General features: G+C 35.7%; 23 protein-coding genes and 1 riboswitch. Of the genes, 6 read left to right on the top strand and 17 right to left on the bottom strand.

Translation table 11 applies throughout. The features are described 5' to 3' along the window. Window positions 1-34 precede the first annotated feature (34 nt). The gene (locus tag AYC65_RS19610) at window positions 35-1,657 is read left to right on the top strand and encodes an ABC-F family ATP-binding cassette domain-containing protein (protein WP_034871564.1); all 1,623 of its coding nucleotides are present in this window, start codon (window positions 35-37) and stop codon (window positions 1,655-1,657) included. Between the two features lie 63 nt (window positions 1,658-1,720). On the opposite strand, the gene AYC65_RS19605 is transcribed toward AYC65_RS19610, so the two are convergent. Further along, a complete protein-coding gene (locus tag AYC65_RS19605) occupies window positions 1,721-2,533 on the bottom strand; it encodes a M48 family metallopeptidase (protein ID WP_034871565.1) in 813 nt (270 codons plus the stop codon). A gap of 146 nt (window positions 2,534-2,679) precedes the next feature. Here AYC65_RS19605 and recJ point away from each other — a divergent pair, with 146 nt between their 5' ends. The 4 genes from recJ to AYC65_RS19585 all read left to right on the top strand — a co-directional run bounded on the left by recJ (window position 2,680) and on the right by AYC65_RS19585 (window position 7,990). After that, on the top strand, window positions 2,680-4,389 hold the full coding sequence (recJ, locus tag AYC65_RS19600) for a single-stranded-DNA-specific exonuclease RecJ (RefSeq protein WP_034871566.1): 1,710 nt from the start codon (window positions 2,680-2,682) through the stop codon (window positions 4,387-4,389). 19 nt (window positions 4,390-4,408) lie between these two features. Further along, window positions 4,409-4,993: a nicotinate (nicotinamide) nucleotide adenylyltransferase gene (gene nadD, locus AYC65_RS19595; RefSeq protein ID WP_034871567.1), complete on the top strand. Its 585-nt coding sequence runs from the start codon at window positions 4,409-4,411 to the stop codon at window positions 4,991-4,993. Window positions 4,994-5,081: 88 nt separating this feature from the next. After that, complete coding sequence (locus AYC65_RS19590; RefSeq protein WP_034871568.1) at window positions 5,082-5,426, top strand: DUF3817 domain-containing protein; 345 nt, start codon at window positions 5,082-5,084, stop codon at window positions 5,424-5,426. A gap of 230 nt (window positions 5,427-5,656) precedes the next feature. After that, on the top strand, window positions 5,657-7,990 hold the full coding sequence (locus AYC65_RS19585; RefSeq protein ID WP_034871569.1) for an outer membrane beta-barrel family protein: 2,334 nt from the start codon (window positions 5,657-5,659) through the stop codon (window positions 7,988-7,990). 84 nt (window positions 7,991-8,074) lie between these two features. Here AYC65_RS19585 and ctlX read toward each other — a convergent pair whose 3' ends face one another. From ctlX to AYC65_RS19545, 8 genes are all read right to left on the bottom strand, one after another. Next, window positions 8,075-8,998, bottom strand: coding sequence for a citrulline utilization hydrolase CtlX (gene ctlX / locus AYC65_RS19580; protein ID WP_034871570.1), 924 nt, complete (start codon window positions 8,996-8,998; stop codon window positions 8,075-8,077). 87 nt (window positions 8,999-9,085) lie between these two features. Beyond that, window positions 9,086-10,372, bottom strand: a complete 1,287-nt coding sequence (locus AYC65_RS19575; RefSeq protein WP_034871571.1) for an O-acetylhomoserine aminocarboxypropyltransferase/cysteine synthase family protein — start codon at window positions 10,370-10,372, stop codon at window positions 9,086-9,088. 135 nt (window positions 10,373-10,507) lie between these two features. Beyond that, a riboswitch (SAM riboswitch) is annotated at window positions 10,508-10,607 on the bottom strand. 64 nt (window positions 10,608-10,671) lie between these two features. After that, window positions 10,672-11,589 carry a dimethylarginine dimethylaminohydrolase family protein gene (locus tag AYC65_RS19570; protein ID WP_034871572.1) on the bottom strand — a complete coding sequence of 306 codons (918 nt, stop codon included), beginning with the start codon at window positions 11,587-11,589 and terminating at the stop codon, window positions 10,672-10,674. A gap of 223 nt (window positions 11,590-11,812) precedes the next feature. After that, the gene (locus tag AYC65_RS19565; protein WP_052114804.1) at window positions 11,813-14,164 is read right to left on the bottom strand and encodes a TonB-dependent receptor; all 2,352 of its coding nucleotides are present in this window, start codon (window positions 14,162-14,164) and stop codon (window positions 11,813-11,815) included. 108 nt (window positions 14,165-14,272) lie between these two features. After that, the gene (locus AYC65_RS19560) at window positions 14,273-15,304 is read right to left on the bottom strand and encodes a helix-turn-helix domain-containing protein (RefSeq protein ID WP_034871573.1); all 1,032 of its coding nucleotides are present in this window, start codon (window positions 15,302-15,304) and stop codon (window positions 14,273-14,275) included. Between the two features lie 148 nt (window positions 15,305-15,452). Then, window positions 15,453-16,739 carry a citrate synthase gene (locus AYC65_RS19555; protein WP_034871574.1) on the bottom strand — a complete coding sequence of 429 codons (1,287 nt, stop codon included), beginning with the start codon at window positions 16,737-16,739 and terminating at the stop codon, window positions 15,453-15,455. A gap of 70 nt (window positions 16,740-16,809) precedes the next feature. Then, the gene (gene eno / locus AYC65_RS19550; RefSeq protein WP_034871575.1) at window positions 16,810-18,105 is read right to left on the bottom strand and encodes a phosphopyruvate hydratase; all 1,296 of its coding nucleotides are present in this window, start codon (window positions 18,103-18,105) and stop codon (window positions 16,810-16,812) included. Window positions 18,106-18,195: 90 nt separating this feature from the next. Continuing rightward, window positions 18,196-20,082, bottom strand: a complete 1,887-nt coding sequence (locus tag AYC65_RS19545) for a glycoside hydrolase family 35 protein (RefSeq protein ID WP_034871576.1) — start codon at window positions 20,080-20,082, stop codon at window positions 18,196-18,198. Window positions 20,083-20,300: 218 nt separating this feature from the next. Between AYC65_RS19545 and AYC65_RS20865 the strand changes: the two genes are divergently transcribed. After that, complete coding sequence (locus AYC65_RS20865) at window positions 20,301-20,471, top strand: hypothetical protein (RefSeq protein WP_157757817.1); 171 nt, start codon at window positions 20,301-20,303, stop codon at window positions 20,469-20,471. Window positions 20,472-20,537: 66 nt separating this feature from the next. On the opposite strand, the gene rplQ is transcribed toward AYC65_RS20865, so the two are convergent. Genes rplQ through secY form a run of 8 tightly spaced genes read right to left on the bottom strand, consistent with a single transcriptional unit; the run spans window position 20,538 to window position 25,266 of the window. Then, on the bottom strand, window positions 20,538-21,053 hold the full coding sequence (gene rplQ / locus AYC65_RS19540; RefSeq protein WP_034871577.1) for a 50S ribosomal protein L17: 516 nt from the start codon (window positions 21,051-21,053) through the stop codon (window positions 20,538-20,540). Window positions 21,054-21,062: 9 nt separating this feature from the next. Beyond that, window positions 21,063-22,058, bottom strand: coding sequence for a DNA-directed RNA polymerase subunit alpha (locus AYC65_RS19535; protein WP_034871578.1), 996 nt, complete (start codon window positions 22,056-22,058; stop codon window positions 21,063-21,065). Between the two features lie 30 nt (window positions 22,059-22,088). Beyond that, entirely contained in the window at window positions 22,089-22,694 is a 606-nt protein-coding gene (gene rpsD / locus AYC65_RS19530) for a 30S ribosomal protein S4 (RefSeq protein WP_034871579.1), read from the bottom strand. A gap of 24 nt (window positions 22,695-22,718) precedes the next feature. Beyond that, on the bottom strand, window positions 22,719-23,108 hold the full coding sequence (gene rpsK, locus AYC65_RS19525; RefSeq protein WP_009087288.1) for a 30S ribosomal protein S11: 390 nt from the start codon (window positions 23,106-23,108) through the stop codon (window positions 22,719-22,721). An 11-nt stretch (window positions 23,109-23,119) separates the two neighbouring features. Then, entirely contained in the window at window positions 23,120-23,497 is a 378-nt protein-coding gene (rpsM, locus tag AYC65_RS19520; protein WP_009087290.1) for a 30S ribosomal protein S13, read from the bottom strand. Between the two features lie 13 nt (window positions 23,498-23,510). Continuing rightward, window positions 23,511-23,627 carry a type B 50S ribosomal protein L36 gene (gene ykgO / locus AYC65_RS19515; RefSeq protein ID WP_004917354.1) on the bottom strand — a complete coding sequence of 39 codons (117 nt, stop codon included), beginning with the start codon at window positions 23,625-23,627 and terminating at the stop codon, window positions 23,511-23,513. Window positions 23,628-23,654: 27 nt separating this feature from the next. Then, window positions 23,655-23,870, bottom strand: a complete 216-nt coding sequence (infA, locus tag AYC65_RS19510; RefSeq protein ID WP_009087306.1) for a translation initiation factor IF-1 — start codon at window positions 23,868-23,870, stop codon at window positions 23,655-23,657. Window positions 23,871-23,886: 16 nt separating this feature from the next. Further along, complete coding sequence (secY, locus tag AYC65_RS19505; RefSeq protein WP_009094461.1) at window positions 23,887-25,266, bottom strand: preprotein translocase subunit SecY; 1,380 nt, start codon at window positions 25,264-25,266, stop codon at window positions 23,887-23,889. Window positions 25,267-25,271 lie beyond the last annotated feature (5 nt).

Genomic DNA, 25,271 nt, shown 5'->3' with positions numbered 1-25,271 from the left:
TCTTTCGTATTTTTGCACAAATTTACAAAAGTATATGTTAACAGTTTCAAATTTATCTTTACAGTTCGGAAAAAGAGTACTTTTTGATGACGTCAATATAAAATTCACCAAAGGAAATTGCTATGGTATCATTGGTGCTAATGGTGCAGGTAAGTCTACTTTCCTGAAAATATTAAGCGGCAAACAGGAAGCCACAACAGGTAATGTATCTCTGGAACCAGGAAAGAGAATGTCGGTTCTGGAGCAGGATCACTTTGCTTACGACAACTTCACTGTACTGGAAACCATTATGCGTGGAAACAAAAAGTTATTTGACATCAAAGAAGAAATGGATGCTCTATATGCAAAACCGGATTTTTCTGATGAAGACGGGATTAAAGCAGGAGAACTAGGTGTTGTTTATGATGAAATGGGTGGATGGACTGCAGAAACCGATGCTCAAACCATGCTTTCTAATGTTGGGATTAAAGAGGACATGCATTATAAAATGATGTCTGAATTAGAAAACCAGGATAAAGTACGTGTTCTATTAGCGCAAGCACTTTTCGGAAATCCGGATGTTCTTATTCTGGATGAACCTACCAATGACTTAGACATCGACACTATCGCATGGTTAGAAGATTTCTTAGCAGGTTATGAGAATACCGTTATCGTTGTATCTCACGACCGTCACTTCTTAGATGCAGTTTGTACGCACATTGGAGATTTAGATTACTCTAAACTTAACCTTTATACAGGTAACTATAGCTTCTGGTATCAGGCATCACAGTTAGCAACAAAGCAAAGAGCTCAGGCTAATAAGAAAGCTGAAGAGAAGAAAAAAGAATTACAGGACTTCATCGCCCGATTCAGTTCTAACGTGGCAAAAGCTAAACAAGCGACAGCACGTAAGAAAATGATCGACAAGTTAAATATTGAAGATATTAAACCTTCTTCCAGAAGATATCCTGCAATTATCTTTGAACAAGAAAGAGAGGCGGGAGATCAGATCCTTGAGGTAAAAGATCTTGAAAAAACGAAAGATGGTGAGTTATTATTCTCCGGAATTAACCTAAATCTAAAGAAGGGTGATAAAATTGCCGTTCTTTCAAAAAACTCTATGGCTATTACTGAATTCATGGAGATTATTACAGGAAATGATACGGCTGACAAAGGTACATTCAACTGGGGTGTAACCACTAAGCAAAGTTATATGCCACTGGATAATACAGAGTTCTTTAAAGAAAACATAAGCCTTGTAGACTGGTTACGTCAGTTCGTTCAAACCGATGAAGAAAGACATGAGGAATATGTAAGAGGATTCTTAGGGAAAATGTTGTTCTCAGGTGATGAAGCATTAAAATCGTCAACGGTTCTTTCCGGGGGTGAAAAAATGCGTTGTATGTTTAGTAGAATGATGTTGCAGAAGGCTAATATCTTAGTTCTTGATGAGCCTACCAACCACTTGGATCTTGAAAGTATTACGACATTGAACAACACTTTGGAAAACTTCAAAGGCACTGTTCTACTTTCATCTCATGACCACGAAATGCTTCAGACAGTATGTAACCGTATTATTGAATTAACTCCGAAAGGAATTATAGATAGATACATGACTTATGACGAGTATCTTGAAGATAAAAAAGTTAAAGAACTGAGAGAGCAATATTACGCTTAACCAATTCTATCATAAGTGAAAATTAAAAGGATGATCAAATGATCATCCTTTTCTATTTTAAATTTATTTTGTCAGTTTTGTTGTCGGAATTGTAATTGTCCCCGGATCTTTCCATAACCCGTCTTTTTCAGCCTTTTTCTTAATCACATCAGCTCTCTTTACACTATCCGGATGTGAGTTAAACATTTTCTGAAAACCACTTTGCTTATCTCCCTGTTCGGACAACAATGCTAATTTTTTGAATGCGGTATACTCTGCTACAACATTATATCCATTCTTTTTCATAAAATCGTACGAATAAAGATCTGCCTCAGATTCTTGTTTTTTACTATGGGCAGCATCCATCATTTCGTTAGCCATTTTACCAAGCTGGCTTTCATTTAAAGTTGCCACTGTTTTAGATGTAGCAGATGCAGCATCAAGAGCAGCAGCCTTCATGTATGCACTCTTCATAGCATCTTTAGTATCTTCATTCTTCACGTGACCAATTTCGTGACCAATCACTGCAAGGATTTCATCATCAGTCATAATATCCATTAAAGAAGAAAAAACTCTTACACTTCCGTCTGCACAAGCAAAAGCATTAATATCTTTTACTTTATAAACCTTATAATTCAGGTTTAATCCATCTTGAGTTTTATGTTTTCCGAAAAGCTTGTTCAGTCTGATTGTATATGGATCTTTTGGTCCTGCTACTGCATTATTTTTATCCATCCATTCTACCGCTTCTTTGGAAAGATTAATAGCATCTGCATTACTAAAAGTTAGAGCTTTTAATCCCTTTCCTGCAACATCTGTGATTTTACCCAAACTAATCTGAGCATTTGACATAGAAAAAGCGCCCAGTATTAATGCGCCTGCAATAATTTTTTTCATTTTATAGTATTTTTAAGTTATCCGGCGCAAGATACAATTTTTAAACACCACCCGGTGATTTAAAGAAACAGTTTTCTATTACTACAAAATTAATTTTGGTAAAACTATTAAGACATACACTTTTTATTTCCTATATTTGTTACCCTATGATGCAACGATGGATCTACAAACCGACACCTTCCGAAGACTTAATAGATAGTATCAGCTCTTCGCTGGGATTTGGTTCTTTAGCATCCAAAATTCTGGTTATGCGGGGAGTAGATTCCTACCAGAAAGCCAGAGAATTCTTCAAGCCAAAAGCTTCCGATATACACAATCCTTTTCTGATGGCAGATATGCAAAAAGCAGTGGAGAGAATTGCCACGGCTATCGAAAACGGAGAAAAAATATTAGTCTTTGGAGATTATGATGTAGATGGTACAACTGCCGTTGCATTAATGTACCTGTACCTTAGCAAAATCTGCGACAAGAAATATTTAGATTTTTATATTCCTGACAGAAATCTGGAGGGTTATGGTGTTTCCACTGAGGGGATTGATTATGCAAAAGAAAATGGCTTTTCATTAATTATCGCATTAGACTGTGGAATCAAGTCTGCAGACAAAGTTGACTACGCTAATAGTCTGGGAATTGACTTTATAATTTGTGACCACCACCTTCCCGGTGATGAGATTCCGAAAGCAGCGGCGGTTCTTGATCCTAAAAGAAAAGACTGTGAATATCCTTATAAGGATCTTAGCGGCTGCGGTGTTGGCTATAAACTTTGCCAGGCACTGAATACCATCTATAAAATTTCGGACCACGAATTACAAGATCTAACCGATCTTTTGGCGATAAGTATTGCTGCAGATATTGTTCCTATCACTGGTGAAAACAGAGTATTCGCCAAAATGGGGCTCAATAAACTGCGTAAAACAAAAAGACAGGGATTAAAGATTTTAATTCCTTACGAAAAGCTTCAGAACTTCACAATCTCGAATATTGTTTTTGAAATTGCTCCTAAAATAAATGCTGCAGGCAGAATTTCTCACGGGAAAGCTGCTGTAGAGCTAATGATTGCAGAAAATGCTAAACAAGCCCACCTCATTGCTGATCAGATTGTTAATCTAAACGATGAGAGAAAGGAATTGGACAGTAATATGACTCAGCAGGCTATAGATCAGGTTATTGAGACAAAACAAGAGGAAACATTCAGTACAATTGTTTATCAGTCTGAATGGAATAAAGGTGTAATTGGTATTGTTGCATCCAGACTAATTGAATTATATTACAAGCCCACTTTGGTATTTACCGATGGGACTAATGGTGAAATGGTAGCTTCTGCTCGTTCTGTAGCAGACTTCGATCTTCACAATGCATTAGATGTATGTTCCGATTTATTTTTAAAATTTGGAGGACACCGTGCTGCAGCAGGACTGTCTATGGAGAAAAAGCATTTTGAAGCATTTAAAACAAAGTTCGAAGAGACTGTAAAGAACTCTATAAAGGAACATCAGAAAACGCCAAGTATTGAAATTGATGCTGAAATTTCTCTGAACGATTTAACTAATGATTTTTTCCAGTTCCACCGATGGCTGGCTCCTTTTGGTCCTGAAAATATGAAGCCTGTTTTGGTAATAAAAAATGCCCGAGTAAGTGGTCATGTAAGGAAAATTGGAAAGCAAAGTTCTCATTTGAAATTTAATATTGTTCAGGATTCTTCCAGAAAAGGAATAGAATGCTTAGCCTTCAAAATGGGGGAACATGCCACCGACTTCAAAACCAAAACTTTTGATATTGCATTTACTATTGAAGAGAATCACTGGAAAGATAATCTTACTTACTATCTCAATGTAAGAGATGTTATTTTCCATTAATTTTTTCTAAAATTGCATCATGAAAAAAGTAGGCTTATTTTTTGGTTCTTTTAATCCTATCCATATTGGGCATCTTATTTTATCCAATTATATTCTGGAAAATACAGATCTGGAAGAAATATGGTTTGTTGTCAGCCCGCAGAATCCCTTTAAGTCTAAAGCCAATTTACTGGATGAATACAATCGCCTGGAAATGGTAAATCTTGCGGTACAAAGCTATTCAAAACTAAAGGCTTCGGATATTGAATTTAGCCTTCCCCGCCCCTCATATACGATAGACACTTTAACTTATCTCCACGAAAAATATCCGGATCACGGATTTTGTCTTATCATGGGAGAAGACAATCTGGAGAGTCTTCCTAAATGGAAAAATTACGAACAATTAATCGCTAATCATGAATTAATTGTTTATCCTCGAGTATTTGCAGAAAAGAAAAATACAGATCAGTATCTCCAAGATGTTAATATACATCTTGTAAAAGCTCCTATTGTAGAACTTTCTGCCACGGAAATAAGAGATATGATTAAGGCCGGTAAAAATGTACGTCCTATGTTACCACCAGAAGTTTTTGAATATCTGGAAGGAAGCAATTTTTATAAATAAATTAGAGCCGAAGTGTCTCTTCAATTACAAAGAAGCTAATAACAATCAGCTGCTAATTCTGACAACTAATCATTATCTTTGCAGCAGAATGGAATTTATCAATCGCTATTTCAGTAAATACCCCGAAGAAACAATTATCAGATGGTTTAAAAACATTTGTATTGCAGAGGCTGTCTCATGTTTTCTGCTTTATTGTATAGCCATGGTATGGAAGCGTTATGATCCGGACGGATTATTATCCACAATTTTCATTATTATTGTTGGTAACATTCACGGTCTATTTTTTACACTATACTTACTCTTATGTCTTCCATCCAGAAAAATTTATAACTGGGATGATGAAGATTTTGTTTTTGCACTTTTAGCTGCTCTATTCCCTTTCGCAACCATTTGGGTAGACAAATCTCTGGCGAAAAAAAACAGAGAAGAATAATTTTTTCACTTTAACATGTAACAATTTTAACCTCTCAATTGTCTAATTGATAAAGAGGTAATTTCCAGTAGTTAATTTTTATAACTGATAATCAATAAGTTAATATCGGTATTAAAAATATTTTACTACTTTGTATTGCATAATACTAATTTATAATTATATCTTTGCCATGTAAAATATTAGATAATAAAAAATACTAAGCACTAATTAACACCTAAAATAAACTTGCTATGAAACGATTAATCTTCTCTATAGGAATTCTGGGGGGTATCCTGGTAACAGCACAGCAATCTAAAAAAGATACAGCCACCACAAAAAAAATTGAGGAAGTAACACTTACAAAGAAAGTCTTTCAGAAAAAAACAGACAGATTTGTATACGACGTAGCAGCATCTCCTGTAGCAAAAGGAAATACAGCACTTAATCTTTTAAAAGAAACACCTTTAGTTTCTACAACAGATGATAAAACACTAAAAATTGCTGGTAAGTCTAACGCCATCATTTTTATCAACGGAAGAAAAACTCAAATGGATGCAGATGCTCTTGCAGCATTTTTGAAAAATACTCCAGCAGAGAATATCCAGAAAATAGAAGTTATTACCATGCCCGGTAGTGAATATCAGGTAGAATCTTCAGACGGAATTATCAACATTATTCTTAAAAAAAGGGCTGATAATGGCCTGAATGGAAACCTGAGAATGACAAATAATCAGGGACGTTTCAATAATCCCGGAGCAGGAGTTTCTGTTAATTACAGAAAAGATAAATTGGGTATAAGCTCTAGTTTTAATACAAGTGACTGGACACAATATCAGACTTATTTATTAAGAAATGGTAACGAACGTTCAACAAACCAATCAGAAGGTTCTGTTAATGATCCGAATAAAAACTACGGAGGTTATTTGAATATTGACTATGCGTTAACTGACAACAGTAACTTAGCTTTAAGCTATAATACCTGGTATAATAAAAGTTTTGCATCTACATCTGATTTATTCAATACCGTGAAATTCTTAGATGACAAGAACAACTGGCAAAGCAGATATAACTGGACTAAAAGCTATGAAAATGCACAGTCTTACAATAACTCTGTCAATCTGAATTATGAGTTAAAAACAGATTCTTTAGGAAGTAAATTAAATGTGAACGCTGCCTACCTTAATTACCACAGAGGCCAGAATAGCACCAACACAACAATAAATGCCAATCAAAATGGAGACATCATTTACAGAAATCCTGGCACACCAGATATAATGACCAATATTGTGCAAAGCACGCCTCAGATGATCAATAATTTTTCAGGAATGGTGGACTATGTACAAAAGTTTAAGAATGATTTTACACTAAGTGTCGGTGGAAATTACAATCACACCAAAACAGATAACGATACAAAATCCTATACAGACAACTGGAATGCAGAATCTAATAAATATGACAGAGTATATAACCCTAATCATTTTATTTACACTGAAAAGATCTATGGATTCTATCTGACATTAGATAAAAAATTCTCAGATAAGTTTAGTGGAAAAGTTGGTGCCCGCTATGAAATAACCAATAGTGTTGGAGAATCATCGAATGCTGCAGATCCAAGTTTGAGCAATATCAAAAGAGATTACAACAACTTCCTACCATATCTAAGCTTAAATTATGCTATTAACAAGAATAATAATATTTCTTACGCATTTTCCAGCAGAATGAGAAGACCTTCTTTCTGGGAACTAAATCCTGTTAGAACCTATTTGACACAATATAACTATATTCAGAATAATCCATTTGTAAAGGCATCATCGACTTACAATCAAGAGCTGACTTATATGTACAAAAACTCTTATTATTTTATTGTAAGTCATAGTTTCTACAAAGATGTTATTACACAGGTTCCTTTACAGAGAGAACGAACAGTAAAGGTGACTAAGTTTGATAAAGATAATAACCCAATAATAGATCCAGAAACTGGTAAATATGATACTTATTCTACTAACATTAATGAGCTTCGCTACATTCGCACCAATTTTGGAAATAAACAAGAGCTTAATTTCACAGTAGGAATGCAAAAGAGCTTTTTTAAAGGTTATTGGACAACAACCCTTAATGTAGGTGTTCTGGTTAATATTAATAAGGGATACTTGGATACGGATCCGCTAAATGGTGATAAGTTCATTCCTTACGTTAATAATGTAAATTCCACAAGTTTAAATCTTCAAGCCAATAACAATATTCGTCTGGATAAAGCTAAAACGTGGTATGCAGGTGTTAATTACTGGTTTGTAGATAAGCAACAAATAGAATTAGGACAACTAGGTGCATTAGGAAGCCTAGACCTTAGTTTGAAAAAAATATGGGGAGACTGGACGTTCATGGCTACTGTATATGATGTATTAGATACAAATAAAGTAATCATTAACGATCCAAAACTTAACGGAAGTTTCAATTATGTTAACAATTATATGTACAGACGCCAGCTAGACTTATCCATCACTTATAATTTCGGAAATAAAAAAGTCAAAAAAGTGCGTGATATAGAAGCTGCTACTGATGCTATAAAAAACAGAACAAAATAAATCAAACCAATATCAAACTATATTTTTCACGAAATGCGCCGCAGGCAAAGCCTGCGGCGCATTTATTTTTTATATGTTATTAACTTATTTTTTTGGAAGAAAAACTTCAGCCATCATACAACGAGCACTACCACCACCATTCTTTTCTATGGTATGAAGGTCGGAGTATAATATTTCAGCATGCGCTTCTATCGTTTGAATTTGCCTTGAGGTAAGACTCTTATATGCACATTCACTCATTACCAAAAATTTATGACCATCATTATTTCTTACTTCAAGCATATTACCTGCAAAGTTCTGCATTTGTTCTTCAGAAATTTCAATTACTTCTTTATGACTTTCTGTAAGTGTCCTCTCTACCAGCTCTCTTTCTGTCGCATCATCAATTGTATCCAGACAGATTACAGCATAGTCACTTCCCACACACATCATTACATTGGTATGATAGATCGGAAGTCTCTCTCCGTTTACAGACTGGAAAGAATGGAATACTACAGGCTTATAGCCAAATTCTGCACACCATTTTCTAAAAACTTCTTGATCCAGACGTAATGAAATTGCTCCGTAAGCAATCTTATTTTCACGATCAAGAATCATACTTCCTGTTCCTTCTAAAAATTTGTTTTCTGCTTCAAATACTGAGTAATCTTTAACTGCAGCAATGCTAAGTCCTTTTCCGGACAATTGATCTAATATATCATTTCTGCGTTCAAGCCTTCTGTTCTCTGCAAACATTGGGTATAAAATGACAGTACCATCCTGATGGAAGCTTACCCAGTTATTCGGGAATATAGAGTCTGGAGTATGTGGGTCCAAAGTATCTTTTACGGTAATTACATTTACACCTTTGCTTCTAAGCTTATCTACAAAAGCATTAAACTCTCTCAGTGCTTCAGATTGTGTATCTTTGGATTCATCATTTACCTGAAAATAATTATTTACCGCCGTTTGTGCATTAAATCCAAATGCGATAGGCTCTATCATTAAAATCGTATCAGTTGACTGCATAATATTTATTATAAAGCAAAAATAAAAAAGTTCCGTCGAATCTCTTCAACGGAACTGTTAATAAAAGTAAAGTAAGTAAGAATATTTTTAGAATGCCTGTGCAAAATCAGCTATAATATCATCTATATGCTCGATTCCGACACTCACACGTATTTGTCCTGGTTTAATTCCTGCGGCTGCTTGTTGCTCATCACTTAACTGTTCATGTGTTGTAGACGCCGGATTAATTACTAATGTTTTAGCATCTCCTACATTTGCCAGATGACTTGCCAATTTTAGAGAATTAATCAGTTTTACAGCTGCTTCTTTTCCACCTTTCACTTCAAAATTCAGAACACCACCAAAACCTCTCTTCAGGTATTTATTCGCATTTGCCTTGTCTGTAAAGTTGGGAAGTCCCGGATAAATAACACTTTCTACATCCGGATGCTGCTCCAGATATTCAGCCAGCTTTTGTGCATTCTGAACTATTCGTTCCAGCCTTAAGGATAGTGTTTCCAACCCCTGAATCAGCTGAAAAGAATTAAATGGTGATAATGCAGGACCAAAATCACGAAGCCCCTCTACCCTTGCTTTAATAATAAAGGCAATATTTCCGAAAGGTGAATTCTTACCAAAAACATCTGTAAACACCAGGTCATGATACCCTGGAGAAGGTTCTGATAATAACGGAAATTTCCCGTTTGCCCAGTCGAATTTACCACTGTCAACTATTATTCCCCCAACGCTGCTACCATGCCCTCCAATCCATTTGGTAGCCGATTCTACTATAATGGAAGCTCCATATTCAAACGGATTAAAAAGAAAACCACCGGCACCAAAAGTGTTGTCGACAATTAACGGAATCTGGTATTTCTCGGCTACTTTGGCAATAGCTTCAAAGTCGGCAACATTCAGAGTTGGGTTACCGATGGTTTCAATATATAGTGCTTTAGTGTTTTCATCAACCAGAGCTTCAAAATCTTCAGCATTATCATCTTTAGCAATACGGGCATCAATCCCAAGTTTTTTAAAGCTTACAGTAAACTGATTATAGCTTCCTCCATATAAATATGGTGAACTTACAAAGTTATCTCCCTGTTGAAGAATATTAGTTATAGCAATAAATTGTGCTGCATGTCCCGAGGAAACTGCAAGAGCTCCTGCCCCGCCGTATAAAGCGGCGATTCTTTTTTCAAAGACATCTGTAGTGGGATTCATAATCCGGGTATAGATATTTCCAAAAGCTTTCAGGCCAAAAAGATCTGCCGCATGTTGTGCATCATTAAAAGTATAAGATGTTGTTTGGTAAAGCGGAACAGCGCGGCTGTTAGTATCTTTATCCACTTCGTGCCCTGCATGCACCTGTAACGTCTCGAATCTGTAGTTACTCATAATATCTTGTTTTTTTAGTTATCTGTTAGTTCAAACTTATCCAAGAAATGAGTAAATGCCGGAGAATAAAAAAACTCTTCCGACAAGTCGAAAGAGTTTTGAGTATTTTGTTATAAATATTTCAAACTTTTTTCAGACTTATCTTTCCCTTTTTTGGGGTTGAATGTGGCACCTTACCTTTTGCAGGTTGCCAAGACTTCACCGGGTCAATTCCCTCCGTCTTTCTGGATAAGTAAATGGATTTGTGTGTAAATCCTCGACAAAAGTAGTAGATATTATTAATATCTGCAAATAAAAATTTATTTTTCTCTTACCAAAGGCATTGTAGAACAACGCAAAAGTCCCCCCATCTTAGAAACTTCTCTATACGGAATTTCTTCTACTGTAAAGTTCCATTTTTCTCTCAGGTGCTGATTTAGCCTTGTAAAAGATCCGTCTGTTACAACAATATCGTGGTCTATTGAGAAAATATTAGGTACCATTGCTACCATTTCTTCGTTATTGATAACAAAACAGTTTTCTTCACCAAAAATATCTAATAGCAATTGGTAGTCACTTTCTTCTACAAAACCGTCTTTATAAATAACGCATTTATCTTTCCCTATTGGATTAAATGTACAATCAAGGTGCAAAATTCCTTTCTTTGGATTCTTGTCATCTTTTTTCAGATCAAGATCTATAATCCTTTTATGAGGAAAATACTCCTTAAGTATTTCTATGGCATATTCGTTGGTACGTGCTGTCTTATAACTTCTGTAATCCTGACTGTAGCAGGTTCCTACAAACAAAAAGTCGTTCCATACAATAACATCACCACCTTCTATATGAGCACTTTCCGGTAGATTGATAATATTTCTCCACGGAACTTTTTCAAATATCTTTCTGTATGCCTCTTGTTCATCTGCTCTGTCTTCAATGATATTGGAAATAATCATTTTGTCGTCGATAACAAAAGCAACGTCTCTGGAAAAAACCTGATTGTAATCTTTAATAATTTCGGGACGGAAAACTTCTACATTATATTTGTGAAGTACTTTTTCAAAAGCATTCATCTCCGATATAATATCCTTCTCTACAGGGTAAATTTCTTTTTTAATGCTCTGGTATGATTTAGCATCATAAGAGTCTTTTAACTCCGGAGTATCACCCATTGACTGTGGTTGTCCCAAAACAACGCTTTTCAGTCTCCCTGTTTCATTTTTAATGTTTAGCTTCATAAATAAAAACTAGAAGCGCAAAGCTAAACAAATCAAAAATCTTCTACAAATGGAGTACTTTAGGACAATAATTGACTTTTAGAGTTATATTTTGTACTAAAAATGCTACTTATACAAACCAAATCATGTTTTAAACAAAACAAAAGATATTTTATCTGAATTTGGAGCATATTTTAACTTTATATGAATTTTTTATCCATAAAAATACTTTTTACTGTGCATTTTATCGTGCTCTGTTTTCTTCTTCACTTCTTTTAAGTTCTTTAGCTTCATATCTTGAAGAACCAAAATTATAACTTAATGCAAAAACTATTTTCCGGAGATCATTCCAATGTCGTAGTTGATTATTCATAATCTGTTTGTGACGGAAAATCAATGTCTGGGCAAAACTGTCAAAAATATTATTGAAACTTAGCTTCGTATTTAGCTTATTATCAAGCCAACTTTTCTGTATCGACAGATCAACTGTATAACGGGATTTATAAATGTAAAGGCTATTCCCTGACTGAGATTCAAAATGCGAAAAAATATTAGCTGTATATCCTTTAGGAAGTGTGAACGTTTGATTAATTCCAAAGGCATAGGAATAAATATTTTTTGTAAAAACAGTATCTAAATAAGGCCTGTACTCGTAATTATAATTACCCGTCCATTGTGTATTAATATTCCACCATTTTGTAAGCTTCACCGGAAATGAAATTTCCAGAGCTGCAAAATCCTGATAAGGTAAGTTTGTTCCCAGATATTCTAAAATATTGGTCTCCGGATGATATACCGGATATCTTACAATAACATCATTTTCTCTTCCAACAATCAGGGAACCTATAAAGTTTTTCTTCCGAAACGTTGCTTTCAGCTGACTGGTTATAGAGGGAAGTAAATATGGATTCCCGATCCAGTAATTAAGTGGGCTGAAGTATACCCGAAAAGGATTAAGCTGTGAAAATGGAGGTCTTGTCATTCTCCTGCTATATGATAAAGACAACTCAGTCGAGTTATTTATAGTATAGCCTATATTAATTGACGGAAGCCATTTGGTATAACTTCTGCTAACAACCGAATCCATAGTTACTGCACTAGAAACACTATTCGTATGCTCAGCCCTCAAACCACCATTAATGCTAAATTTTCCGAATTTCTGGCTGTAAGAAATATAGCCTGCATAAATTTTTTCTTTGTATAAAAAGATATTACTCCTTCCAGGATCATATTCAAATTTCTGGCCGGAAGAAAGTGTATCATAACGTATATTATTATGTGTCTCCGAAGAACTGAACTTTAATCCCGCCTCCAGACTAGCTCCTCCTATCTTTTTGGAAAGATCGGTTTGCAAGGTCAGTATATTTACTTTATTAAGCAAGTCTGATTTCCAATGAGATAGTTTTACTTCTGACAGTTTATCTCTATCAATAAAATCATCATTCTGATTGTTTTTCACTGACAGGTAATTCCCTATTACATTGAATTCAAAATTATTTTTACTGAAAGAATAATCCAGAACTGCACCTGTATTATTCTGGTGATAATTAATAGGATTTTCGCTTCCTGTATAGGAAACTATATCAACATCATCTTTTTTCCGGGTCAATAATTCACCAATCCTGTTTCTTTCGTCATAGCGTTCATTCTGCCTAAATGTTAGGCCAATTCTGTTGTAATCATTGATTCTAAAATCTAACCCGGCCTGCAAGCTATATACCCGCCAAAACATTCTCTGGTAAATATCGGTTCTCATGATATTGGTATTTGCCAAGTGTTGTAGTGCGTTATACTTATAGGTATTGATTCCGTTATTATAACCCATTACTAATTTATAAGCAACTCTGTTTGTATTATAAGAAATATCCAGATTATTTTCGACAAATACTGTTCTGTTTAGCTGAAGGTTTCCCGAATAATTTCCCCGTAAACCAAGCTGGTTATTCTTTTTAAGTTTAATGTTTACAATTCCTTTTATTTCTGCATCATATCTGGAAGAAGGATTTGCTATTATTTCAACAGCGTTAACCATATCCGGCGTCAATGTCTTCAAATAGTTTTGCAGCTCCTGAGCACTCATTACTAATGGTTTTCCGTTTACAAAAATACTTGCTGTATTTCTCCCTATCATTACAGCGTTATCTTCACCCATACTAACTCCGGGTGTCTTCCGCAGAACATCTATAAGATTAACAGCCGTTTTTAAGTCTTTATTTCCGGAAACTGAATACTCAGGATTACCATTATTCAACTGCACATTTTTTCTACCCTGAACTGTTACTTCAGAGATTGTAGCAGTAGCAGGGCGAAGTAAAATATTCTGGTTATTCACAAAATTATCAATCCTCATCTCATCAAATCCTGCCGCAGTAATCATAAATTGGAAAGCTAAAGTATTATCTGATGAAAAACTAAAGACTCCCAACGAATCTGTATTGGTCTTTTGGGCTGGTAGATCTGAAGATGTGAATATTCTAACTTCTGCATTTGTCACTGGTCTTCTCGTTTCTGCATCAATAATTTTTCCCCGAATAGATTGTGCAGTAATACTTACTGATAGAAGAAATAAGATAATACTCCAAAATTTTGTCGTCATAGTCCTGATTTTGATGACTCAAAAATACCGGAGCGGAGTGTGGGGGCAGACCTGGATTTTAAATATGGAAGTCCGGAATTATAATTTCGGAATTATTAGTACTTATTTTCAGTCCATTGCAGCGTTTCTGTAAAGTTGTGGTGTAGCGTTTTTAATTTTTTTGAAAGTTGAGAAAAAAGTCGATTTTGAATTAAAACCTACTTCATATCCTATCTCTTCAATTTTAAGAAAAGAATCAGAAGTAATTATTCTACACGCTTCTTCTATTCTGTATTCATTAACATAGATAGAAAAGCTTTTACCTAGATTATCATTGAGGAGCTGCGAAAGCTGGTGTGCAGAAATATTCATTTTCGAAGCCAAATCACTTAGCTTCAGATTAGGATTTTTATACAATTCTTCTGTATACATCAACTGGTCTAACCTGGTAACAAAATTATCTGCTCTCTCATCACATATTTTTTTGTTAGAATATTTACCTGCTTCCTTCAAACCTACAGAATGATATTTGCGGTTAAATAATATAAGAAAATTGACATACAGAATAAATGAAAATACTATACTTCCACTAAGACAATAAATTTCTACGATTTCAACAGAAATCAGTTCATATACGGAGAAAATAATAACATTACTTACCAAGACCGGAAGTACATATCTGTTCAGGTTCTTGGATTTTTTTTTCGAGAGAATATAATACTGATAGACTGACAACAAAACAAAAGTCATCCATACTCCATAAATAAAGGCTCCAAAATATTGCATCCAGGTAACCGGAAAGATGAGATATAAAAAGCCTACGACTCCTAAAACAATTGTTAGGGTACTAAAGTTCTTTTTGCATTTTCTGATATTGAACTGTTCTTGCTGAAAGGAGGACAATACGAAATAATACAATGCGGGCCCTACGAAATAAAGTGCAGCCAGTCCCAAATGTGGTATAATCCGAGGCCAGTCTTGATCAAAATAAAAGCATACGGATATACCTACCCTGGTACTCAGCATCAACAAAAGAAGTCCCAAAAAGAAGTCCGGGATATATTTTAACTTTCTTACAAACAAAAGATAGCTTCCTAACAGTAAACCATTAAAGGCACCTATTCCGCTAAAGAAGAATAAAATCTGTTGTCCTAAAGTCATTGTTTATGAGATTATTAACTCTCATAAAAATACTAATTATTTATATTCGATCTTTAATATTCTGTTTTTTTATGCTCAGGATATAATAAATAAAAAGAATCCCAAAATAAATTTTGGGATTCTGATTTATGATATTCTTTGAGGAATATTATCTGTTTTCCATAGGAACATAGTTTCTTTCCTTTGCTCCTTGATAAACTTGTCTTGGTCTTCCGATTGGATCTCCTTTCAGTCTCATTTCTTTCCACTGAGCGATCCATCCTGGTAGTCTTCCTAATGCAAACATTACTGTAAACATTTCTGTAGGAATTCCTAAAGCTCTGTAAATAATACCTGAGTAGAAATCTACGTTTGGATATAGTTTTCTTTCTACGAAGTAATCGTCTTCCAAAGCCACTTTTTCTAATTGCATTGCAATATCTAAAGCTTTGTCCTGAATTCCTAATTTACCTAGGATATCATCAGCTGCTTTTTTAATGATTTTAGCTCTTGGGTCAAAGTTTTTGTAAACTCTGTGTCCGAAGCCCATTAAACGGAAGTTATCATTTTTATCTTTAGCTTTTGCTACATACTTGGATACATCACCACCGTCTTTGTCAATCATTTCAAGCATTTCAATTACTGCTTGGTTAGCTCCTCCGTGAAGAGGTCCCCATAATGCAGAAACACCTGCAGAAATAGAAGCAAAAAGACCAGTGTGAGCAGAACCTACCATTCTTACTGTAGAAGTAGAACAGTTTTGTTCGTGATCAGCATGAAGAATTAATAACTTATCTAATGCGCCTACTACAACAGGATCTAATTCAAATTCCTCATTTGGTAATCTGAATGCCATTTTGTAGAAGTTTTCAACATAGTTAAGTTTGTTGTCTCCATGGTTCAATGGTAATCCCTGAGTTTTTCTGTAAGTCCAAGCACAAAGATGAGCAAACTTAGCAATCATTAGTTCAGCAGCATGGTCAAGATCTTCTTTAGAGCTTACATCTACAGCCTTCGGATTGAATGCTGTAAGTGCAGAAGTTAAGGAAGATAATACGCCCATAGGGTGAGCTGAACGAGGGAAAACATCGATAATTTTCTTCATCTCGTCAGCAATGAAGTTATACTTCTTTATGTTGCTTTCAAAACCACTGAATTGTTCTTTGTTTGGTAATTCGCCATTTAATAGCAAATACATTACTTCAGTAAAATTAGATTTCTCAGCAATTTGATCAATCGGATAGCCTCTGTAGAACAATTCTCCCTGATCACCATCTAGGTAAGTAATTTCGCTAATTGTAGCTCCTGTATTTTTATAACCTAAATCTAAAGTGATAAGACCAGTCTGGTCTCTTAGCTTGGAGATATCGATTCCTCTATCTCCCAGAGTGCTTTCTACGATCGGATACTCATAAGCCTGTCCATCATAGTTTAGAACAACTTTATTGTCTGACATATTATTTTGATTTATTTGTCTAAAAATACTCTATTTTGCAGAATACTGCAAGGAGAGATACTTTTAATTGTTATTTTCTATTGATCTTGAAGGCGTCAAAACCTGGATAGATTGCAGTCTCTCCAAGAGCTTCTTCAATTCTAAGAAGTTGGTTGTACTTCGCCATTCTGTCTGAACGTGAAGCAGATCCTGTTTTAATTTGTCCACAGTTTTGTGCTACTGCAAGGTCTGCAATAGTAGCATCTTCAGTTTCTCCCGAACGGTGAGACATTACTGTTGTATAGCGGTTATTTTGTGCCATTTGTACAGCTGCCATTGTTTCGGAAAGAGAACCAATCTGGTTTACTTTTACCAGGATAGAGTTTGCAATACCTTCGTCGATTCCTTTTTTCAAACGTTTTACATTGGTTACAAAAAGGTCATCTCCTACTAATTGTACTCTGTCTCCGATTTTGTCAGTAAGCATTTTCCAACCTTCCCAGTCATCTTCCTGCATACCATCTTCGATAGAGATAATCGGATATTTATTACATAATTCTGCTAAGTAAGATACCTGCTCTTCACGTGTTCTGTGCGCTCCTTTATCTCCTTCGAATTTTCTGTAGTCATAGATACCATCTTTGTAGAATTCTGAAGAAGCACAGTCTAATGCCAACATAATATCTACACCTGGCTTATATCCAGCTTTTTCAATTGCCTGAAGTAATGTATCCAGACCATCTTCTGTACCGTTGAAAGTCGGTGCAAAACCTCCCTCGTCTCCTACAGCTGTAGAAAGATTTCTTCCTTTAAGAATAGATTTAAGGCTGTGGAAGATTTCAGTTCCTTTTCTCAAAGCGTGAGAGAAAGAATCGGCTTCAACCGGCATAACCATAAATTCCTGGAATGCAATTGGTGCATCTGAGTGAGAACCTCCGTTGATAACGTTCATCATCGGAACAGGAAGCGTATTAGCATTAACACCTCCTACATATTTATAAAGTGGCATTCTTAGTTCTGCAGCTGCAGCTTTAGCAGCAGCCAGAGATACTCCAAGAATAGCATTTGCACCAAGTTTTGCTTTATTAGAAGTACCGTCGATATCTATCATCACGGCATCCAGTAAGTTTTGTTCAAACACCGATAATCCTACTAACTCAGGTGCCAGAATCTCTCTAACATTCTCTACTGCTTTTAATACTCCTTTTCCAAGGAATTCTGCGCCGCCATCACGTAATTCAACAGCCTCGTGTTCTCCTGTAGAAGCTCCGGAAGGAACTGCTGCTCTTCCCATTGCTCCGCTTTCGGTAAACACATCCACTTCAATTGTCGGGTTGCCACGAGAATCTAAAATCTGTCTGGCATCGATGTAAGAAATATAACTCATTTTTAGTTTTTTTAAGTCTAACAAATTTATTAAAAACAAAATGGATAAGGAAAAATCTTATCCATTATTTTATGCGTAAAGTAATAATATTTATGGTTTTACCAACTGATCCAATATAGGAGTTTTAACAGTTGAAACAGTACTTTGTACCTTTTGGTTTAGCTGATCAAAAATAATAATCTCATTCTTACCTTTCTTCAGCCATACTCCCGGAATGTAAAGCGTCTGTTGTGGTCCCACTTTCCAGAAACGTCCAATATTTCTACCGTTTACGAAGATGACACCTTTACCCCAGTTTTGCATATCGATAAAAGTATCCCCTGCTTCAGTCAGTTCAAATTCCCCTTGATACAATACAGGAACATCTTTCAGTTGTCCCAGCTTACTACCTTCAACAGGTTTAGCCTTGATTGTTGACGCGAACTGATCTGGGAAAGGTAATTTAGTCATTTCCCAATTGCCTGTAATTTCTGTATCTCCAATCTTAACTGCAGAGATAATTCCTTTTGTATTTTCATTAATGCGGGAACCATAATTAATTCTTCCCCAATTTTCCACTAAGATCTCTAATGTAGAGTTAAACGGAATATCAATTGGCATTGTATACTGGTTATAGTATCTGTTCAGTTCTCCTACTTTTTCTCCGTTAATATAAATTGTTGCATAATCACGAAGTCCCTTTAAGTCAAGAGTACCGCTAATCGGTTGGTTGAAATGACGGCGGTAAAGTACATATCCATGTCCCTGATTAAGTTCTTCAAAGGAAAGAGGCTTGTCACCTTTTACTACTTGCTGTCCTTCTGCATAGTTGAAGAAGTTGTATAACTTGCTTAGCTTGATATCTTTAATATCAATTACTTTTATTGGAGCTGGTATTTCCGGAAGTTTAGCTTTTGTATGCTTGGAAATAACTGCACGCAATGAATCATATTTAGGAGTTCTCCAGCCCGCTTCCGTAATAGGAGCATCATAATCATAAGATGTTAAGTCTGGTTGAATATCATGATTCTTGTCGTAGTTTGCACCGTTAGTAAATCCAAAATTAGTTCCGCCGTGTACCATATAGTAGTTGAAGGAAACATCATTTTTAAGATATTTATCTGTCTGGCGTGCTACAGTACCGGCATCCACTCTAGGGAATTTTTCTGCCCAGTGCCCCAACCATCCAGGGTAAAATTCAGCAACCATATAAGGTCCCTGATTGTTATTATACTGGTTCACCACTTTTTTAAGGTTCTCAATATTATCCTCTCCATTAGCAGTTGGCAAAGCACCTACAACACTACCACCTTCAAATAACCATGAACCGTCGGAAGTAAACATTGGTACACTAAATCCGGCATCTTTAAGCTGCTTTACAATCTTTGCATTATAGGTACGGTGACTTGCAAGTGGAATATCTTTACGTTGTGCTACAAATGAACCAAATTCATTTTCCGCCTGCACCATAATAACAGGCCCCCCATTAGTAATTTGAAGGTCTTTTACCTGATTGTATAATTGTGTAATATATTTCTGGGTTTCCGCAAGGAACTGATCGTTGTCTTCACGGATTTTTAATCCTTTAATATTTTGCAGCCACCATGGATAGCCTCCAAATTCCCATTCGGCACATACATACGGGCCAGGTCTTATAATTACATATAATCCTACTTCTTGTGCAGTTTTTATAAATTTCTTTAAGTCTTTTTCTCCGGACCAGTTCCATTTCCCCGGACTTTCTTCATGGTAATTCCAGAAAACATAAGTTGTAACGGCATTTAATCCCATTGCCTTCATCATTTGAAGACGATGTTTCCAGTATTCTTGTGGAATTCGGGGATAATGCATTTCTCCGGAGTGAATAGAGAAGGGCTTTCCGTTTAATAAAAAATGTCCGTTTTTAATCTCAAACGTACTTTTTTTGGATTGAGAAAATATAAGCACATTACATGCAAATAAAACAAACAGGACTAAAAGTCTTTGCAGGTTTTTCATAGGTTAAAAAGTTTTGGCTAAGTTATGGAAATGAAAGGACATAAAAAATACCATCCGGAGATAGTATTTTTATAATTATGAATTTATAGCCCTATTCTAATATTGACTCCTTACATACGAATATTTGTTAAAACAGTATAAAGATTAAATGACTTCTCCAACGTCTAAAAATTTTATTTAAATTCAGCAAACCAACCAATTAATTCAAAAGTATTATTATGAAAAAATTATCAAAAACAGACCTGAAACAAATTCAGGGAGCCGCTGCTCCGCCAATGGGAGGAAAGTGTCCTGAAGGTTATTGTCAGTATTACAGCCAGCATGGAGCATGCCTTCCGATTGATCCGGATAAATGTAATCACTTCCCGGTTCCGCCACCTCAATTTTAGAGGTTTTGTAAAATAAAAAAACCGTTCAGAAATCTGAACGGTTTTATTTTTATATCTGAAAGAATATTATTCTTCAGTTTTTTCTTCAGTTGCATCAGCAACCGGAGCTTCAGTTTCTTCAACTTTAGCTTCAGCAACCGGAGCAGCCTCAGCTTTTTTAGTAGTTGTAGCTCTTCTGCTTCTTCTTGTAGTTTTCTTCTCAGCTTCGTTTGGATTGTAAAGCTCGTTGAAGTCAACTAGTTCGATAAGTGCAGTATCTGCAGCATCACCAGGTCTGAAACCAGTTTTGATGATTCTTGTATAACCACCATTTCTGGTAGCGATTTTAGGTGCTACAGTTCTGAATAGTTCGCTTACTACTTCTTTGTTTTGTAGGTAAGAGAAAACTACTCTTCTGTTGTGAGTAGAATCTTCCTTAGATTTTGTAAGGATAGGCTCTACGAATACTCTCAGTGCTTTAGCTTTAGCAACTGTAGTATGGATTCTTTTATGTTCAATTAGGGAACATGCCATGTTTGAAAGCATAGCACTTCTGTGAGAAGCTGTTCTACCTAAGTGGTTGAATTTTTTACCGTGTCTCATTGTTTAGGATTATTTATCAGCGTCCAACTTATATTTACTTACGTCAAAACCAAAGTTAAGTCCTTTGGCATGAACTAGCTCTTCCAGTTCAGTAAGGGATTTCTTACCGAAGTTTCTAAATTTCATTAGATCCGACTTGCTGAAAGAAACTAACTCACCTAATGTTTCAACTTCAGCTGCTTTTAGGCAGTTAAGTGCTCTTACAGATAAATCCATATCTGCAAGTTTAGACTTAAGAAGTTGTCTTGTGTGAAGCGTTTCCTCATCGTACTGAGCAGAAGCTTTAACGGCTTCAGTCTCAAGAGTGATACGCTCATCAGAGAACAACATGAAGTGGTAAATTAATATTTTAGATGCTTCAGTTAAAGCGTTCTGAGGAGTGATAGACCCATCAGTTTCGATATCAAGAATAAGTTTCTCGTAGTCAGTTTTCTGCTCAACACGATAGTTTTCGATGCTATATTGTACCTTTTTGATTGGGGTAAAAATAGAGTCGATCGCTATAGTGCCTATCGGTGCATTGTTAGATTTATTTTGATCTGACGGAACATAACCTCTACCTTTCTCAATATTGAAAGTTATCTCAAAGTTAACATCCTTATTAAGAGTACAGATCACTAAATCCGGGTTTAGTACTTCAAAGCCACTAATAGCTGAAGCAAAGTCACCAGCAGTAATTTCCTCTTTACCCGTCACTTTTACAGAAACCTGCTCTGCCGTAGCACCTTCGGTTTTTGCTTTTAGACGAAGTTGTTTAAGGTTAAGGATGATTTCTGTTACATCTTCAATAACACCAGGGATAGTAGAAAATTCATGCTCTACACCTTCAATTTTGATAGATGAAATAGCAAACCCTTCTAGAGAAGAAAGTAAAACTCTTCTCAATGCATTCCCGATTGTTAAACCGAAACCTGGCTCCAACGGTCTGAATTCGAATTGACCTCTGAAGTCTGTTGAGTTAAGAAGGATTACTTTATCGGGTTTAATAAAAGATAATATTGCCATAATGATTGGTTGAGCAAATTTTCAAAAAGATTATTTAGAATATAATTCGACGATTAACTGTTCTTTGATTTCTTCTGGGATCTGAATTCTCTCAGGAGCACTTACAAAAGTACCAGTTTTAGTTTCGTCATTGTATTGTAACCAGTCGTAGCTAGCCTTAGAAGCTAAAGCGTCAGTGATTACTTCAAGAGATTTAGATTTCTCTCTTACAGCAATTACATCACCAGCTTTAAGCTGATAAGAAGGAATGTTAACTAATTCTCCGTTCACAGTGATGTGTCTGTGAGAAACTAATTGTCTTGCTCCTGCTCTGGTTTTAGCAAATCCTAATCTGTAAACTACGTTATCTAATCTGGATTCACAAAGTTGAAGAAGTACTTCACCAGTTACCCCTTTAGATCTTTGCGCTTTGTCATATAGATTAGCGAATTGTCTTTCAAGGATACCGTAAGTATATTTTGCTTTTTGTTTTTCAGCTAACTGAACTGCATATTCAGATTTCTTAGCACCTCTTCTTTTGTTTGGTCCATGTTGTCCTGGTGGGAATTTTCTTTTTTCAAAGTTTTTATCATCACCATAGATTGCCTGACCGAATTTTCTTGCAATTTTGGTTTTTGGTCCTATATATCTTGCCATTGTCTTAGATTTGTGAGATTAAAATTATACTCTTCTTCTTTTTGGAGGTCTACAACCGTTGTGCGGCATTGGAGTGATATCAACGATTTCACTTACTTCAATTCCTGAGTTGTGGATAGTTCTGATAGCAGATTCTCTACCAGCACCAGGACCTTTTACAAAAACTTTAACTCTTCTAAGACCTGCTTCATAAGCTACCTGAGAACAATTTTCAGCTGCCATTTGTGCTGCAAATGGTGTATTCTTTTTAGAACCTCTGAAGCCCATTTTACCTGCAGATGCCCAAGAGATTACCTCTCCGTTTTTATTTGTCAAAGAAATAATAATATTGTTGAAAGAAGCTTGGATATGTGCCTCGCCTATTGCTTCAACTTTTACTTTTCTTTTTTTAACTACTTTAGTTTGTTTTGCCATGATTCTAACGATTATTTACTTGCCTTCTTCTTGTTAGCAACAGTTTTTCTCTTTCCTTTACGGGTTCTAGAATTATTTTTCGTTCTTTGGCCTCTTAAAGGTAATCCAAGTCTGTGACGTATTCCTCGTTGGCATCCAATGTCCATCAATCTTTTGATGTTCAATTGCTTTTCAGATCTTAGTTCTCCTTCAACTTTAATGTTTTCAGAGATGAAGTTTCTGATCGCTGCCAATTCATCGTCATTCCATTCATTGACTTTCTTATCTTCGCTGATACCAGCGCTCTTAAGAATATCAGAAGCGGTGCTTCTTCCTACTCCGTAGATGTAAGTAAGTCCAATTACTCCTCTTTTGTTTTTAGGTAAATCTACCCCTGCAATTCTTGCCATAATTTAATTGCTATTAACCTTGTCTTTGTTTAAATTTTGGGTTCTTCTTGTTAATGATATAAAGACGTCCTTTACGTCTTACAATCTTACAGTCCGCACTCCTTTTCTTAATTGATGCTCTAACTTTCATATTTATTGCTTTGCGCTATAAGCTTTATTAATACCTGAATGTTATTCTCCCTTTTGATAAATCGTAAGGAGATAACTCTAATCTTACTTTGTCTCCTGGTAAAAGTTTGATATAATGCATTCTCATCTTACCGGAAATATGAGCGATAAGAATATGCCCATTTTCCAACTCCACACGAAACATGGCGTTAGATAGTGCTTCCACTATCACGCCATCCTGTTCTATATGCTTTTGTTTTGCCATAAAAAATTCAATACTTCTATAAGTTGGGGTTTCTTGATAATTTAGACTGCATTAACCCATCATAGTGATGATTCAACAAATATGTGTTAATTTGTTGAACAGTATCCAAGACAACACCAACCAAAATCAACAATGATGTACCACCGAAGAACAGAGCAAACCTGTCAGTTTGCACAACAGTTCCATGTACTATTGCTGGAAGGACTGCAAAGATAGACAAAAAAATCGCACCCGGCAAGGTTATTTTGGATAAAATATCATCCAGATAATCTGCCGTCTCTTTTCCAGGTCTTACTTTAGGGATTAACCCCCCATTCCTTTTAAGGTCATCAGCCATCTGATTTACCGGAATGGTAATAGCAGTGTAGAAGAATGAAAAGATTATAATCAGTATCGCAAACAATACATTGTACTGCCAGCTGAAAACATTTTTAAAGCCTGCAAGAAATGTATTGGTCTCATCTACTTTTGTTAGTAACCCCGGAACAAACATTAATGCCTGAGCAAAAATGATTGGCATAACTCCGGCAGCGTTTACTTTTAAAGGTATCCACTGTCTGGCACCTTCCATTAAGTTTCTGGAAACTCCTCCTCTTGCCTGAGCGCGGCTTACATACTGAATTGGGATTTTTCTTACAGCAACTGATAATATAATTGCTAAAAGGATTACCAATAACCAGAACAGAACCTCTACTAAGATAATGATAGTACCTAAACCACCTTTACCAGTCTGAGTCTGAAACTCGTGAATGAAAGCCATAGGAAGGTCTGCAAGGATCCCCACCATAATAAGAATAGAGATACCATTACCGATTCCTTTATCAGTAATTTTCTCTCCAAGCCACATGGCGAAAACAGATCCTGTCACCAAAATAACAATACTTGGTAACCAGAACATAATAGAATTAGGATCTATATAATAAGCAGAACTGAACTGCGTATAAGGCAAGAACAATCCTGTAATAGAACCTAAATATGAAGGCGCTTGAACCAAACATACAGCGATGGTTAACCAACGCGTAATCTGATTAAGGGTTTTTCTCCCACTTTCACCATCTTTCTGCAATTTCTGAAGATAAGGAATAGCCATCCCCATCAACTGAACGATAATAGATGCCGAAATGTAAGGCATAATCCCTAATGCCATAATAGATGCACGGCTAAATGCACCTCCGGTGAACGAAGAAAGTAAGCCTAAAAGCCCAGAAGCTTGTTTGCTTCCTCCTTGGTTCTGGTATACTTGCAAAAGATTCCCTACCTCTGCCATATTAATGGCCGGTAGGGAAATATAAGATGCGAATCTATACACCAAGATGAGCGTGAACGTAAAAACTAACTTGTTCCTAAGTTCTTCTAAACTCCAAATGTTTTTAAGTGTCTGTATAAATCCTTTCATTGTAA

This window comes from Elizabethkingia bruuniana (genome assembly GCF_002024805.1).
Lineage (GTDB): Bacteria > Bacteroidota > Bacteroidia > Flavobacteriales > Weeksellaceae > Elizabethkingia > Elizabethkingia bruuniana.
Note: the sequence above shows the minus strand (reverse complement) of the source record. Positions and strands in the feature narration are given on the sequence as shown.

What these genes read in the sequence shown, in the direction of transcription:
- AYC65_RS19545 (WP_034871576.1), bottom strand. Translation starts at nt 20,082, where the DNA reads ATGAAAAACCTGCAAAGACTTTTAGTCCTGTTTGTTTTATTTGCATGT.
- AYC65_RS20865 (WP_157757817.1), top strand. Translation starts at nt 20,301, where the DNA reads ATGAAAAAATTATCAAAAACAGACCTGAAACAAATTCAGGGAGCCGCT.
- rpsM (WP_009087290.1), bottom strand. Translation starts at nt 23,497, where the DNA reads ATGGCAAGAATTGCAGGGGTAGATTTACCTAAAAACAAAAGAGGAGTA.
- AYC65_RS19605 (WP_034871565.1), bottom strand. Translation starts at nt 2,533, where the DNA reads ATGAAAAAAATTATTGCAGGCGCATTAATACTGGGCGCTTTTTCTATG.
- AYC65_RS19535 (WP_034871578.1), bottom strand. Translation starts at nt 22,058, where the DNA reads ATGGCAATATTATCTTTTATTAAACCCGATAAAGTAATCCTTCTTAAC.
- AYC65_RS19585 (WP_034871569.1), top strand. Translation starts at nt 5,657, where the DNA reads ATGAAACGATTAATCTTCTCTATAGGAATTCTGGGGGGTATCCTGGTA.
- ctlX (WP_034871570.1), bottom strand. Translation starts at nt 8,998, where the DNA reads ATGCAGTCAACTGATACGATTTTAATGATAGAGCCTATCGCATTTGGA.
- rplQ (WP_034871577.1), bottom strand. Translation starts at nt 21,053, where the DNA reads ATGAGACACGGTAAAAAATTCAACCACTTAGGTAGAACAGCTTCTCAC.
- infA (WP_009087306.1), bottom strand. Translation starts at nt 23,870, where the DNA reads ATGGCAAAACAAAAGCATATAGAACAGGATGGCGTGATAGTGGAAGCA.
- AYC65_RS19575 (WP_034871571.1), bottom strand. Translation starts at nt 10,372, where the DNA reads ATGAGTAACTACAGATTCGAGACGTTACAGGTGCATGCAGGGCACGAA.
- nadD (WP_034871567.1), top strand. Translation starts at nt 4,409, where the DNA reads ATGAAAAAAGTAGGCTTATTTTTTGGTTCTTTTAATCCTATCCATATT.
- recJ (WP_034871566.1), top strand. Translation starts at nt 2,680, where the DNA reads ATGATGCAACGATGGATCTACAAACCGACACCTTCCGAAGACTTAATA.
- AYC65_RS19555 (WP_034871574.1), bottom strand. Translation starts at nt 16,739, where the DNA reads ATGTCAGACAATAAAGTTGTTCTAAACTATGATGGACAGGCTTATGAG.
- AYC65_RS19590 (WP_034871568.1), top strand. Translation starts at nt 5,082, where the DNA reads ATGGAATTTATCAATCGCTATTTCAGTAAATACCCCGAAGAAACAATT.
- AYC65_RS19610 (WP_034871564.1), top strand. Translation starts at nt 35, where the DNA reads ATGTTAACAGTTTCAAATTTATCTTTACAGTTCGGAAAAAGAGTACTT.
- AYC65_RS19570 (WP_034871572.1), bottom strand. Translation starts at nt 11,589, where the DNA reads ATGAAGCTAAACATTAAAAATGAAACAGGGAGACTGAAAAGCGTTGTT.
- eno (WP_034871575.1), bottom strand. Translation starts at nt 18,105, where the DNA reads ATGAGTTATATTTCTTACATCGATGCCAGACAGATTTTAGATTCTCGT.
- rpsD (WP_034871579.1), bottom strand. Translation starts at nt 22,694, where the DNA reads ATGGCAAGATATATAGGACCAAAAACCAAAATTGCAAGAAAATTCGGT.
- rpsK (WP_009087288.1), bottom strand. Translation starts at nt 23,108, where the DNA reads ATGGCAAAACAAACTAAAGTAGTTAAAAAAAGAAAAGTAAAAGTTGAA.
- ykgO (WP_004917354.1), bottom strand. Translation starts at nt 23,627, where the DNA reads ATGAAAGTTAGAGCATCAATTAAGAAAAGGAGTGCGGACTGTAAGATT.
- AYC65_RS19565 (WP_052114804.1), bottom strand. Translation starts at nt 14,164, where the DNA reads ATGACGACAAAATTTTGGAGTATTATCTTATTTCTTCTATCAGTAAGT.
- secY (WP_009094461.1), bottom strand. Translation starts at nt 25,266, where the DNA reads ATGAAAGGATTTATACAGACACTTAAAAACATTTGGAGTTTAGAAGAA.
- AYC65_RS19560 (WP_034871573.1), bottom strand. Translation starts at nt 15,304, where the DNA reads ATGACTTTAGGACAACAGATTTTATTCTTCTTTAGCGGAATAGGTGCC.